This is a genomic window from Reichenbachiella sp. 5M10, assembly GCF_002742335.1.
In the GTDB taxonomy this organism is placed as follows: Bacteria; Bacteroidota; Bacteroidia; order Cytophagales; family Cyclobacteriaceae; genus Reichenbachiella.
In genome coordinates, this window is sequence record NZ_MDGR01000007.1 from 2,056,888 (window position 1) to 2,069,354 (window position 12,467).

The 12,467-nt window shown below is 43.2% G+C and carries 14 protein-coding genes; 1 reads left to right on the plus strand and 13 read right to left on the minus strand.

All coding sequences use genetic code 11. From position 1 onward, the window contains the following. Positions 1–2: 2 nt before the first annotated feature. The 13 genes from BFP72_RS08260 to BFP72_RS08320 form a co-directional block, all read right to left on the minus strand. Positions 3–959 (minus strand): N-acetylornithine carbamoyltransferase, encoded by a 957-nt coding sequence (locus BFP72_RS08260; protein WP_099598685.1) that lies wholly within the window; start codon positions 957–959, stop codon positions 3–5. Further along, on the minus strand, positions 956–2,080 hold the full coding sequence (locus BFP72_RS08265) for an aspartate aminotransferase family protein (protein ID WP_099598686.1): 1,125 nt from the start codon (positions 2,078–2,080) through the stop codon (positions 956–958). The genes BFP72_RS08260 and BFP72_RS08265 overlap by 4 nt, the downstream gene beginning before the upstream one ends. Positions 2,081–2,082: 2 nt before the next feature. Next, positions 2,083–2,889: a pyrroline-5-carboxylate reductase gene (proC, locus tag BFP72_RS08270; protein WP_099598687.1), complete on the minus strand. Its 807-nt coding sequence runs from the start codon at positions 2,887–2,889 to the stop codon at positions 2,083–2,085. Positions 2,890–2,932: 43 nt separating this feature from the next. Further along, positions 2,933–3,898 carry an N-acetyl-gamma-glutamyl-phosphate reductase gene (argC, locus tag BFP72_RS08275; RefSeq protein ID WP_073123143.1) on the minus strand — a complete coding sequence of 322 codons (966 nt, stop codon included), beginning with the start codon at positions 3,896–3,898 and terminating at the stop codon, positions 2,933–2,935. After that, positions 3,891–5,078, minus strand: coding sequence for an argininosuccinate synthase (gene argG, locus BFP72_RS08280; protein ID WP_099598688.1), 1,188 nt, complete (start codon positions 5,076–5,078; stop codon positions 3,891–3,893). Before argG ends, argC begins: the two co-directional genes overlap by 8 nt. After that, entirely contained in the window at positions 5,075–5,698 is a 624-nt protein-coding gene (locus BFP72_RS08285; protein WP_099598689.1) for a GNAT family N-acetyltransferase, read from the minus strand. The genes argG and BFP72_RS08285 overlap by 4 nt, the downstream gene beginning before the upstream one ends. A 344-nt stretch (positions 5,699–6,042) precedes the next feature. Continuing rightward, positions 6,043–7,002 (minus strand): GSCFA domain-containing protein, encoded by a 960-nt coding sequence (locus BFP72_RS08290; protein WP_099598690.1) that lies wholly within the window; start codon positions 7,000–7,002, stop codon positions 6,043–6,045. A 71-nt stretch (positions 7,003–7,073) separates the two neighbouring features. Beyond that, positions 7,074–7,517, minus strand: a complete 444-nt coding sequence (gene rplI, locus BFP72_RS08295) for a 50S ribosomal protein L9 (protein ID WP_099598691.1) — start codon at positions 7,515–7,517, stop codon at positions 7,074–7,076. Between the two features lie 9 nt (positions 7,518–7,526). Continuing rightward, positions 7,527–7,778: a 30S ribosomal protein S18 gene (gene rpsR, locus BFP72_RS08300; protein ID WP_073123153.1), complete on the minus strand. Its 252-nt coding sequence runs from the start codon at positions 7,776–7,778 to the stop codon at positions 7,527–7,529. Then, positions 7,775–8,131, minus strand: a complete 357-nt coding sequence (gene rpsF, locus BFP72_RS08305; protein WP_099598692.1) for a 30S ribosomal protein S6 — start codon at positions 8,129–8,131, stop codon at positions 7,775–7,777. Before rpsF ends, rpsR begins: the two co-directional genes overlap by 4 nt. A 219-nt stretch (positions 8,132–8,350) precedes the next feature. Further along, positions 8,351–9,157, minus strand: coding sequence for a hypothetical protein (locus BFP72_RS08310; protein WP_143519988.1), 807 nt, complete (start codon positions 9,155–9,157; stop codon positions 8,351–8,353). Between the two features lie 274 nt (positions 9,158–9,431). Further along, a complete protein-coding gene (surE, locus tag BFP72_RS08315) occupies positions 9,432–10,202 on the minus strand; it encodes a 5'/3'-nucleotidase SurE (RefSeq protein WP_099598694.1) in 771 nt (256 codons plus the stop codon). Between the two features lie 151 nt (positions 10,203–10,353). Then, a complete protein-coding gene (locus BFP72_RS08320) occupies positions 10,354–11,040 on the minus strand; it encodes a head GIN domain-containing protein (protein ID WP_099598695.1) in 687 nt (228 codons plus the stop codon). Positions 11,041–11,152: 112 nt separating this feature from the next. Here BFP72_RS08320 and mtaB point away from each other — a divergent pair, with 112 nt between their 5' ends. Continuing rightward, complete coding sequence (gene mtaB / locus BFP72_RS08325) at positions 11,153–12,466, plus strand: tRNA (N(6)-L-threonylcarbamoyladenosine(37)-C(2))-methylthiotransferase MtaB (RefSeq protein ID WP_099598696.1); 1,314 nt, start codon at positions 11,153–11,155, stop codon at positions 12,464–12,466. The last annotated feature ends 1 nt before the right edge of the window (position 12,467 follow it).

The window sequence follows — 12,467 nt, forward strand, 5'->3', positions numbered from 1 at the left end:
GATTATTTGATATTGAGCAATTTCTGAAGCACGGCTTGTGCGGATGTGATACGATGATTAGCCTGTGCAATCACGATCGAACTGTCGTGATCCAACACACCGTCTGTCGCGATAACATTGCGACGTATCGGCAGACAGTGCATGAACTTAGCCGCATTGGTCAACGCCATTTTTTCGGGTGTGATCGTCCATGTAGGATCTTGAGAAACAACCTGTCCATAGACCTCATCCTTGAAAGCCGACCAGTTCTTCGCATAGATAAAATCGGCTCCTTCAAAGGCCTTGTTTTGATCATACTCTACGGTTGCATTCCCTACGATTCCAGCTTCCAACTCATAGCCTTTGGGATGTGTCACGACCAATTCATAATCCATTCGATTGCTCCAGTTGAGAAACGAATTGGCTACAGCCTGAGGCAATGCTTTGGGGTGTGGTGCCCATGACAATACGACTCTAGGCTTATCGACTTTCTTGTATTCTTCGATCGTGATCATGTCTGCAAACGACTGCAACGGATGAGAAGTGGCTGACTCCATGTTGATCACGGGTACCGAGCAGTGCTTGACGAACTGACTCAATATTTTCTCTTGATAGTCTTCCTGCTTATTGGTCAAAGAAGCAAAGGCTCTGATACCAATCGCATCAAAATAACTACTCATCACTCCTGCTGCCTCGATAATGTGCTCGCTCGTATTGCCGTTCATCACGACTCCATCGCCGAACTCCAATTGCCAGCCTTCGGTATTGAGGTTGAAGATAAAAGACTCTATCCCCAAATTGAAAGATGCCTTTTGCATACTCAACCTCGTCCTCAGACTTGGATTGAAAAACAAAAGGCACACTGATTTCCCACTCTTAGCGAACGGGCCATCTCGCTCTATTTTTTTCTTTAACTCTACTGCACTTTGGATCCACCCAACGGGATCATCTACATCATCGATCGAGCAAAAGTTTGTCATACTAATTCTTTTATTGCATTGATTAAAATATCTGCGTCAGCCTTGGTCACCGTCATCGGTGGCAACAATCGCAACACCTTCGGGTCTGTAGCTGCACCCGTAAATATCTTATATTTTTTCAACAATTCGCCTCTTAATTCCTTGACAGGCTCATCAAACACCAAACCAAGTAACAATCCTTTGCCACGAACCGATTTGATCGCACTCACTCCTTCGAGTTCAGAGAGGATGTACTTCCCTATCTCTGTACTATTGCGCATCAAATCTTCATCTTTGATCACGTCCAGTACAGCATTGCCCGCCGCACATGCCAAATGATTGCCACCGAACGTTGTACCCAACTGACCAAAAGCCGCTTCAAAATCAGGAGTAATGATCACTCCACCTATCGGAAAACCGTTTCCCATACCTTTGGCGATGGTGATAATATCTGGTTGGATATTTGCATATTGGTGTGCAAAGAACTTACCCGTACGCCCATAACCTGACTGCACCTCGTCTAGTATAAATACAGTACCTGTCGCATGGCATGCTTCTTGGAGGCCTTCTAAAAACTCAGCCCCTGGATCATTGATTCCTCCAATTCCTTGAATGCCTTCGATGATCACGCAAGCCACATCCTTGGCAGCCAAAGCATCTTTGACCCCTTCCAAGTCTCCTAGTTCAAACAATTGGATATTGTCTGTAAAGTTAACTGCGGCTTGAATCTTGGGGTTGTCAGTAGCTGCTACAGCGAGTGACGTACGTCCATGAAATCCATTTTTGAAGGCAACAATCTTTCTTCTTCCGTTTTGGAATGAAGCCAGTTTCAAGGCATTCTCATTGGCCTCTGCACCTGAATTGCAGAGGAAGAGATTGTAATCCTCATAGCCACTCAACTTACCGAGCTTTTCGCTCAATTCTTCTTGCTGTGGTATCACTACAGAGTTGGAATAGAATCCAATCTTACTCACCTGCTCTGTCAGTGCTTTCACGTAAGTAGGATGAGAGTGCCCTATTGAGATGACCGCATGACCACCATAGAAGTCAAGGTATTTTTCACCATCCGTATCGTACACATAATTCCCCTCTCCTCTTTCGATGGTGATATCGAACAAAGGATAAACCTTGTAATTTTTCATTGTTATTTTTCGGTCATGATTTGAGATATCTTTTCGTAGGATTTCATCAATCCTTTGATCAATGCAGAGCTAAGTCCTTCGTGCTCCATTTCGTTCAACCCTGAGATGGTACAGCCCTGTGGAGTCGTCACTTTATCTATTTCTTCTTCTGGATGATTACCTGATTCGAGGAGAAGCGTCGCTGCACCCATACACGCTTGAGTCGCCATATGCTTGGCCTCTGGTGCATCAAACCCAAGTTGAATGGCTCCCTGCGTCGTAGCTCTGATCAGTCGCATCCAAAACGCAATCCCACTCGCACACACCACCGTAGCAGCCTGCATCTTGTTCTCATCAATGACCAGTGTCTCACCCATTGCATTGAAAATCTCCTCTGCCAAACCGATCTTAGCCTTGCCTGTTCCGTTGGTAGAGAGGCAGGTCATCGATTCTCCTACTGAGATCGCAGTGTTCGGCATACTACGAATGATCGCCACTTTGTTGCCGACAATTTCGGCAATCTCACTGATCTTGCGGCCTGTGATCGTTGAGATCAATACATGTCTCTTCTCGTCTAGTTCATCCTTTATTTCATTTAGGATTGTATTGATCTGACTCGGTTGCACACACAGAATGATGATATCCGAAGCCCTCACTGCATCAATATTGGATGGAGTCACCAGTACATGAGGATGCTTTTTCCAACCATCGAGATTAGAGACATTCCTTTTGGTCAGTACCAGTTGCTCTATGTCAAAATTGGTTTGGTCTACGAGTCCTTGTGCAATCGACAATCCTAAGTTTCCTACTCCTATTAATGCAATTTTCATCGGGTAATAATTTATATGATGGGTGTGTTATCCTAATTCTTATTTAAAATCCTACGCTCTTGAGCTGTAGTCCTGTTTTTTGATCCAATCCAAACATTAAATTCATATTCTGAACAGCTTGTCCAGAAGCTCCTTTGACCAAGTTATCGATACATGAAGTCACCAAAACGGTATCTCCATGCTTCTCCACATGGATCAAACATTTGTTGGTGTTGACCACTTGTTTCATATCAGGTGCATAGTCCAACACGTGGACGAATGCAGCATCCTTATAAAACTCCCTATACATCTCGATCACTTCCTCTTCACTGAGCGTACATTTGGTGTACAAGCTAGCAAAAATCCCTCTTGGGAAATTGCCACGGACTGGGAGAAATTTCACCTCATGACCGTAATCACTTTGCAACTGCTGAATCGACTGATTGATCTCACCTAGGTGCTGATGGCTAAATGCCTTATAGATCGATACGTTATTGTTTCTCCAACTGAAATGGCTCGTTTTACTTGGGTTTTGCCCCGCTCCTGTGGATCCTGTAATTGCATTGACATGTACATCCTCGTTCAACTCGCCATTGGCTGCTAGTGGTAGAATCCCCAATTGGATCGCCGTAGCAAAACAGCCAGGATTGGCTATTTTAGTTGCCTTCTTGATCGCTCCCAAATTCAGCTCAGGCAATCCATATACAAAACCATCGGCATCAGCCTTGAGTCGGTATTCATTGCTCAAATCTATGATCTTGACACCTGCTGGGATATCATTCCCTTCCACAAACGTACGCGAGTGACCGTGCCCTGAGCAGATAAATAATACGTCTACATCAAAATTTAGCTGATCCGTAAAGTCTCCTTCTATATCTCCCACGAGATCCTTGTGTACCGAATCAATCGAATTACCTGCATTGCTCGTACTGTGTACGAAAGCTACATCCGTCTCCGGATGCCCTGCCAATACTCTCAACAACTCACCTGCTGTATAGCCAGCTCCACCTATTATCCCTACTTTAATCATTGTTAATCGAGCTATAAATTTTCGTTTGGTTTGCTAATATCTTTGTAAAGCCTTTGACATCTTCACCCGACCATCCGTTGTTCATTTCACCATACTGCCCAAAATCCGATGACATCAGATCCTTGTCAGATTCGATCCCTATCACTTGGAAACGGTAAGGTGCCAATTTTACTTTAACAGTCCCTGTAACGTTTCGCTGCGTATTTTCTAAAAACACTTCAATATCTCTCATCACTGGATCTAAAAACTGCCCTTCGTGTAGTAGCATTCCGTACCAGTTGGCCAGTTGCTCCTTCCAGTGTTGTTGCCACTTGGTCAAGTTGTGCTTCTCTAACAGGTGGTGTGCCTTCAATATCACGACCGGTGCTGCTGCCTCGAATCCCACACGACCTTTGATTCCGATGATCGTATCCCCGACATGCACATCACGTCCGATTCCGTACTTGGAAGCAATATCGTTGAGCGTTTCGATCACCTCGACCGCCCCCATAGTCTTGCCATTGAGACCTGTCAACTGACCTTTATCGAAAGACAAGACCACTTCTTCACTTCCCTCCTTTTCTACTTGGCTAGGATAGGCCTCTTCGGGCAATGTCAAATTAGACGTCAAAGTCTCGTCACCTCCAACTGAAGTCCCCCACAATCCTCTGTTGATCGAGTATTTGGCTTTCTCCCAAGAGATATTGACACCCTTTTCTTTCAAATATTCTATTTCCGCCTGACGCGAAAGTTTGTTATCTCTGATCGGTGTAATTATCTCTACATCTGGACAGATTATTTGGAATATCAAATCAAAACGCACTTGGTCGTTGCCTGCGCCTGTGCTACCGTGCGCGATATAATCTGCATTGATAGACTTGGCATATTTAGCAATCGCCAAAGCCTGAAACGCTCGTTCAGCACTCACTGACAAGGGGTAAGTATTGTTTTTCAAGACATTGCCATAGATCAAATACTTGAGGCATTCGTCATAGAAGTCCTGAGTTTTTTCGAGATTGACATGCTCCACTACACCGTATGATCTCGCCCTGCTTTCGGCCTCTGCCATTTGCTCAGCAGTAAACCCTCCCGTATTGACAAGAGCGGTATATACATCCAGATTCAAACCTTGTAAATAGAAAGCGCAATACGTGGTGTCCAATCCACCACTGAAGGCCAATACTACTTTTTTGTTACTCATTTCTTCTTCTGTTTTCTTTGATTCTTGAAATTTGCTAGACGCTGAAAACGCTTGGCAATGATTCCTTTTTCTTTGATTACAAATTTATTGGAAGCCTCGTGAAGAAGCATCCCCGTACAGAGACAATTTCTGCGTTCATTTCTTTCTAGTATATCATAATTGGGACAACTACGACATCCATTCCAAAATTCCGTGTCTGTTGTCAGTTCTGAAAACGTCACTGGTCGGTAGCCCAGTTCATAGTTGATTTTCAATACCGCCAAACTAGTGGTGATACCAAAAATCTTTGTTCCTGGAAATTTCTCTTTGGAAAGTTTGAGAACCTTGAGTTTAATCTTCTTGGCCAACCCTAGATTTCGAAAATCTGGATGCACAACGAGACCGGAGTTAGCAAGGTACTCCTTGTTTTGCCAGGTCTCAATGTATACGAAACCCGCCAAGTCCCCCTTGTCACTCAAAGCGATAACCGCTTCACCATTGTTGATTTTCTTCTCGATGTATTTTGGATCGCGTTTAGCAATCCCAGTACCTCGCGCTTTTGCTGCGGATTCAATCAACTCACATATAGCTTGGGCATATTTAGCATGCTCAGGCGTTGCATAATGCACATCAACGTTCATAGTTTATGAACTTAGTTAAGTAAAAAAATATTTGGTGTTTATATATACGATATGCGACTACCACGTAGGTAATCCTTAATTAGCTGACCCCAAAGGGTCTCCTGTTCCTCCTAAGGCTAAGAGTAACTGTAGTGAAATCGATATGTGAAGCGAGTGCTTTCATTATATTATAGCTCAAAGAAAACGGTATTTATTGAAAACACTGTCAATCATTGAGCCATTTTTTAACGAAACAGATAAAATTTGTATTTATCTTAAAATTTAAAGTCAATAACTACCATTTTTACAATTAACCCCTCTCCTTACCGTTTATTTTAAAAGGCTCATACTAGCCCGTAGTAGCATCAAAGAGTGGCCAATTGCTGGGTAAACCAAGCATATTCTTCTCGAACATCTACTACGTCCTTCCATACAGAAAGTTTTGCTTGAGTTTGCAATAAAAATTGGCGATGTGCTGCAGTATGTGGATTGAAAGGTCGGTGAGCCATCGCTCTTCGAATCAACTCCCACTGCTTGACAAACTCCTGGCTTGCATCATCCAGTGCAACCTGCTCAAAGCAACTCCAAATATAATCTTCTGCCTCCGCTGTAGGATGAAGCCTATCAGACTTGTAGAAGCGGTAGTCCCGCAGATCATCCATCATTATTTCGTATGCGGGGAAGTAGTACACTCCATTGCGATGAGTCAGTTGAGCGCAAAGCACACGAAGCATAGACTTGCTCAACTGGTCTTGGACCATGCCGTCCTTGAGGTGACGCACAGGGCTGACAGTCAATATCACCTTCAATTTAGGATTATCCCGCAACAGCATATCTAGAAGCTCCTCCACAGTACTCTTCATTTCTTCGAGCGACAGCATGCGCTTGTCAAACAAAGACTGGGGTTGCTTGTGGCAATTTGCGACTACTAGGCCATTTAGCTCGTATACCGTCGCACTACCTAATGTGATTATCAACCAATCTGCAGATCGTAGATAGCGCTGTACCTCCTGCTTCTTTTTATTGATATGCTCTATCAGTTGCTCTTGACTGTCTGCCCGTAAATCAAAATGATAGTCATAGTGACAAAACATGCCATCACGCTCCACAAAAAGCGACTCTTCGAGTGGGGCCAACACTCTAACCAAAGAAACAGGGTTAAAAATCACACCAAATGGATTGACCAGAGCATCGAACTTGAATTGTTGCAAACGTTCACCCATACCCTGTGCAAAACAAGAGCCTAGCGTCACGATCTGCTGACCAATCCGGACGGACTCTTTCAGTGGTTTGAGATCAATATCGGTTTTGAGAGGGCATAGCATGAATCAAATATAGGCACAAAAAAACCTCTGACACAGGCCAGAGGTTTCGTTATCTTGAGTATTGAGAGTGATTATTCTGCTACTACGTTTACAGTAACATCATGCTTCACTTCTTTGTGCAAATCCAAAGTCACTACGTACTCACCCACATTCTTGATTGACGTGTTGAATCCGATTTTCTTACGATCTACTTCGAAACCTTTCACAGCCAAAGCGTCAGAAATCTGAAGTGCAGTCACTGCACCAAATATTTTTCCACTTTCTCCAGCTTTGGTTTTAATTTCAATAGCACTATCCCCAATCTTCTTCGCCAATTCTTCAGCATCTTGCTTGATTTTCTCTGCTTTGTGAGCAGCTTGACGTACGTTTTCAGCGATCATCTTTTTGTTAGATGGGCTACCGATGATAGCAAATCCTTGAGGAATCAAGAAATTTCTACCATATCCTGGCTTTACAGCTACAATATCGTTTTTATAACCAAGGCCTTTAATATCTTCTTTCAATATAATTTCCATGTCCTTGTATTATTTTAATGAATCCGTAACATATGGTAACAAAGCTAGGTGTCTCGCTCTTTTGACAGCTTGAGAAACTTTACCTTGGAATTTCTGGCTCGTACCAGTCAATCTTCTTGGCAAAATTTTACCTTGCTCGTTGACGAACTTCAATAGGAAGTTAGCGTCTTTGTAATCGATATACTTGATACCGTTTTTCTTGAATCTGCAGTACTTTTTCTTCCTGTCAGTTCTGTTCATTGGTTCGTTAACTAATGTCATGATGCAGCCTCCTCTTTCTTTTTGTTAAATGCTCCGCCTTTTCTCTTCACGTTGTAAGCCAACGCATGTTTGTCCAAAGCAGTAGTCAAAAATCGCATGATCTTCTCGTCACGTCTGTACTCAGTTTCTAGAGCATCAACAATGGTAGTTTCACCTTCGAATTCGAACAATTGGTAAAATCCTGTTGATTTGTGCTGGATCGGATAAGCTAACTTTTTCAAGCCCCAGTTCTCTTCGTTGGTGATCTTAGCACCATTATCTTCAAGAACCTTTTTAAACTTTCCGACAGCATCCTTCATCTGATCATCAGACAAAACGGGAGTTAAAATGAATACCGTCTCGTAATTTTTCATTATGAAATATTTAGTTTTAAAAATCGAGGGGCAAAATTAGAAAAACATTACTTGAAATACAAAAGTATTGACAAGATACTGAGAAGCTGGAAATCAACTAATCTCCCCTACGTACAATTAGGAAACAGCCACCCATTGTCTACAAGATCCCTAACAATACAAATCCCCATCGGAAAAACCCGATGGGGATGTATATCTATTCTCTGTCAAGGGAATCTTCTACTCACATTCGGTATCCATCAAATCAGCATCCCAACAGTGGTACTCTGAATCTTGAAAGTGTGCTTCGCTCATCACTCGTCCCTGCCCAGAGGCTTGGCTCCACATGATGCTTACTTCATTGTCTATTGATGCATCATAGATGGTCACCATACGGTCCAAATCAGTGCTCGCATCTGCTTCGTACTCAATCGAGCTACCTTCATTATCACCTTCCTTTTGGACTGTAAAGGTCACATGAGCTATATCTGAATCATCTTCATTCGTCCAATCACTCGTCAACCACACACTTGGGTTCTCTGGGCTTTCGTACAACATCCAACTTCCTGATTCACCATTGACTGTTGATTCACCTTCAAACCACATAAACTCATCCAAATCCGTCCCATGAGATATATAACCTTTCCAGTCGACATCATCACCATCTACATCAGCGGTCAGTTTGATTTGATAATCACTTTGCGCGGGGACATCAAAGTTCCTCTCCCATACCCACAGCTCTGTTTCCTCGTCAAAGTACGCCTCGGCACCCACTGTGGCTTTGAATGCTGTCACAGGGATCACCAAGTGCTGATACAGTATACTTGAATATACCCCTACATTGATGGCTGCATAGCCCCAGTTGCCGACCATGGCCTCACGAGCGCCTTCATCTGTGGCATCATTGAACTCACCAAAATCAGGAGCCATTGTGGAAGAGCTAGGTACAGTAGGAGCTGTATCAGTACTCATGTTTTCAGAATCATCTTCTGTACAAGCACTCAATACTACTATGGGGATCAAAAGGGTTGCAATAAATCGTTTCATACTATTCGTTTTTGATTTAACATGTCTATTCATACCCACTCAATAGCCAAACACCATGCCATGTCAGAACCATGAAGAAAGAGTTCTATATTTACTCACAGAGAAACTCCTGCTCCCAAAAAACAATACACTGATATACAGCAAACTATAAGATCCAATCCCATACCACTTCAACATCTCTCAGGAACCAATTCACTTCTTTGATTACCCAAAACTGTGGAACTCTGTAGAGTTTTTTTCTCAATATGAGAAGTCTCCACTAAAAATGAGACCTTCAAATGTCCCATTGTTCGTTGAGCGAAGCAATGGCATGGTATCCCGTCAAATCAAATTGACAGGGCACAACGGATACATAGTTGTCAGAAATAGCCCACTCATCGTTGTCTTCTCCTTTGTCATGATTGACAAAATTGCCTACCATCCAATAGTAGTTGCGTCCATGAGGGTCTAGGCGTTTATCAAACTCCTCCTCCCATCGGGCATTGGCTTGACGACAAATCTTGATTCCTTTGAGCTTTTCATTCTGCTTGGGAGGAAAATTGACATTCAGTGCTATCCCCGTCGGAAGGCCATGATCAAGTACGTTTCGCGTAATTTTGAGCACAAACTCGTCTACATGTGAAAAATCGGCATCCGCACTAAAATCACATAACGAAAAACCAATAGCGGGTCCACCTTCGATAGCACCCTCGATAGCTGCAGACATAGTCCCTGAGTAAAGCACACTGATACTTGTATTAGACCCATGATTGATCCCACTGACAACCAGGTCTACTTTGCGATCACGCAGCACCTCACGCTTGGCGAGTTTGATACAATCCGCAGGAGTACCTGAGCATTCGTAGGCGAGAATATCCCCAAACAAGTCTGACTTGACCAACCGAAGCGTATCTCCTACAGTGATGGCATGTCCCATTCCGGATTGAGGCTTGTCCGGGGCGACCACCACGACTTCACCGAGAGTTGACATCAGTTCGACAAGTTTTCTAATACCATTGGAGGTGATACCATCATCATTTGATATAAGGATCAAGGGCTTTGCCATAGTCGTTTTCTTTTTGCTTTAAAACTAAACTAAGCCTACGGTATAGTCCATGCAATTCACAAAAAAAGCCCAAGTCAACTTGAGCTTTTCTTTCATAACTGAACCTCATCCTGCTGGCTGTAGCGCTTACCTACGACAAGGCTCTGATCACTTATCCTTTGTGTACTTTTCCGCTACTCGATGTATCTATATCTACGGTCTCTGGATCTCCATGATAAGTCACTTTGCCACTACTACTGACTGTAGCTGACAATTCTCTACTCACATCAACAGTAGCCTTGCCAGACGAACTCACCTTGACACGTGCTCCTTTGGACTTCAAATTCACTCCATGGTATTTACCCGAAGAGCTCACTTCTATATCTTGTGTACTCACTTCACCGCTCAATGTCACCTTGCCACTGCTAGACACCTCCAACTTGAGCCTCTCTACATCTAAAATCAAGATCATCGTCCCAGAACTGCTGCACTGGACATACAACTCATTGGACTCAATCTCAGAGGCTGACTTGACTACCGCAGATGAACTACAACGAATCTCACGCAAATCCTCAGAATAAGTCAACACTACGTCTACAGATTGACTACCATAGCTACCACGATCCATATGGATATTTAGCGTATTTCCTTTGATCTCTGTCAGTACTTTGTCAACAGACACACCATCAGTCATCACGACTGCTTCGTTTTTTTCCCCTTGAACCAAAGTCACTTGAATGGACTCCCCGACACTCACTGCTTCAAAATTATCCAAGTTCCGTGTTTGTTCGTTGGTTTGAGCATATGCACTGATAGCTAGTACACACAAACCGGTTATGATCGTATATATTCTTTTCATGTTTTAAAATTTGTTTCTCATAAGACAACTACTCTCTTAGAAGAGTTGCATAGTCCGCACAATTATTACATCTCAAACGATATTTGATTAGTTTTGCCAAAATTTCCCAGAAATGAAAAAGGTCGCATTTTACACACTCGGTTGCAAACTCAATTTTTCGGAGACATCTACCATAAGTAGATTGTTTGAAGAGGAGGGCTATGAAAAAGTCGCCTTTGAAGAAAAATCTGACATCTATGTCATCAATACCTGCTCGGTCACCGAAAATGCAGACAAGAAGTGTAAGCAAATTGTCAAGAGTGCCAAGAAAACTTCACCTGATTCATTTGTAGTGATCATCGGTTGCTTTGCACAATTGAAACCAAAGGAGATTTCAGAAATCAAAGGTGTAGATGCGGTATTGGGTGCTGCCGAAAAATTCAAATTACTGGAACATCTCAAAGAATTTGAAAAGTCGAAAGAAACCATAGTATGTGCTTCGGAGATTTCCAACGCGACGGAGTTCAACAACGCATACTCCAAAGCAGATCGTACACGTACCTTCCTCAAAGTACAGGACGGGTGCAACTACGGCTGTGCCTTTTGTACTATACCTCTCGCAAGAGGCAAGAGCCGGAGCGACACCATCGCCAACATCCTACTCTCTGCACAGGAGATCGCAGCATCAGGGGTCAAAGAAGTCGTACTCACTGGAGTCAACATTGGAGACTTCGGTGTTCAGAATGGCCGCCGCAGGGAGAACTTTCTCGACTTGATCAAAGCGCTAGACGAAGTAGAAGGCATTGAGCGATTTAGAATTTCATCCATCGAACCCAACCTTCTGAGCAACCAAGTCATTGAATTTGTAGCACAAAGCAAACGCTTTGTACCGCACTTTCATATCCCACTGCAGTCCGGTAGCAATAAGATTCTCAGGCTGATGAACCGCCGATATTTGCGCGAACTCTACGTAGAACGCGTCGCAAAGATCAAAGAACTGATGCCTGACTGTTGCATTGGGGTAGATGTGATTACAGGATTTCCAAATGAATCCCACGAAGACTTCTTGGACACTTACAATTTCATCAACGAACTGGAAGTCTCCTACTTGCATGTATTTACATATTCCGAAAGGGACAACACTCAAGCCATCACCATGGATAACCCTGTCCCCTACGCAGAAAGACAAGACCGCTCCAAAATGCTACGTATTCTATCAGAAAAAAAGAAACGAGCGTTCTATTTGAGTCAAGAGGGACGTAATGCTGAGGTACTCTTAGAAGGTGATATCAAAGATGGTGTGATGCATGGATTCACTGCCAACTACATCAAAGTGGAGTTTCCACACGATGAAAACTTGGTCAATCAGTTGATTCCCATACATTTGAAACAAACCACCGATGACTTGACCATGCAAGTCACGGTACCTCTAGACACACCTGCCTAAT

Coding starts and splice junctions, on each gene's coding strand:
- BFP72_RS08265 (WP_099598686.1), bottom strand. CDS start 2,080: ATGAAAAATTACAAGGTTTATCCTTTGTTCGATATCACCATCGAAAGA.
- rpsR (WP_073123153.1), bottom strand. CDS start 7,778: ATGACATTAGTTAACGAACCAATGAACAGAACTGACAGGAAGAAAAAG.
- BFP72_RS08285 (WP_099598689.1), bottom strand. CDS start 5,698: ATGAACGTTGATGTGCATTATGCAACGCCTGAGCATGCTAAATATGCC.
- argC (WP_073123143.1), bottom strand. CDS start 3,898: ATGATTAAAGTAGGGATAATAGGTGGAGCTGGCTATACAGCAGGTGAG.
- rpsF (WP_099598692.1), bottom strand. CDS start 8,131: ATGAAAAATTACGAGACGGTATTCATTTTAACTCCCGTTTTGTCTGAT.
- BFP72_RS08260 (WP_099598685.1), bottom strand. CDS start 959: ATGACAAACTTTTGCTCGATCGATGATGTAGATGATCCCGTTGGGTGG.
- argG (WP_099598688.1), bottom strand. CDS start 5,078: ATGAGTAACAAAAAAGTAGTATTGGCCTTCAGTGGTGGATTGGACACC.
- proC (WP_099598687.1), bottom strand. CDS start 2,889: ATGAAAATTGCATTAATAGGAGTAGGAAACTTAGGATTGTCGATTGCA.
- rplI (WP_099598691.1), bottom strand. CDS start 7,517: ATGGAAATTATATTGAAAGAAGATATTAAAGGCCTTGGTTATAAAAAC.
- BFP72_RS08290 (WP_099598690.1), bottom strand. CDS start 7,002: ATGCTATGCCCTCTCAAAACCGATATTGATCTCAAACCACTGAAAGAG.
- surE (WP_099598694.1), bottom strand. CDS start 10,202: ATGGCAAAGCCCTTGATCCTTATATCAAATGATGATGGTATCACCTCC.
- mtaB (WP_099598696.1), top strand. CDS start 11,153: ATGAAAAAGGTCGCATTTTACACACTCGGTTGCAAACTCAATTTTTCG.
- BFP72_RS08310 (WP_143519988.1), bottom strand. CDS start 9,157: ATGAAACGATTTATTGCAACCCTTTTGATCCCCATAGTAGTATTGAGT.
- BFP72_RS08320 (WP_099598695.1), bottom strand. CDS start 11,040: ATGAAAAGAATATATACGATCATAACCGGTTTGTGTGTACTAGCTATC.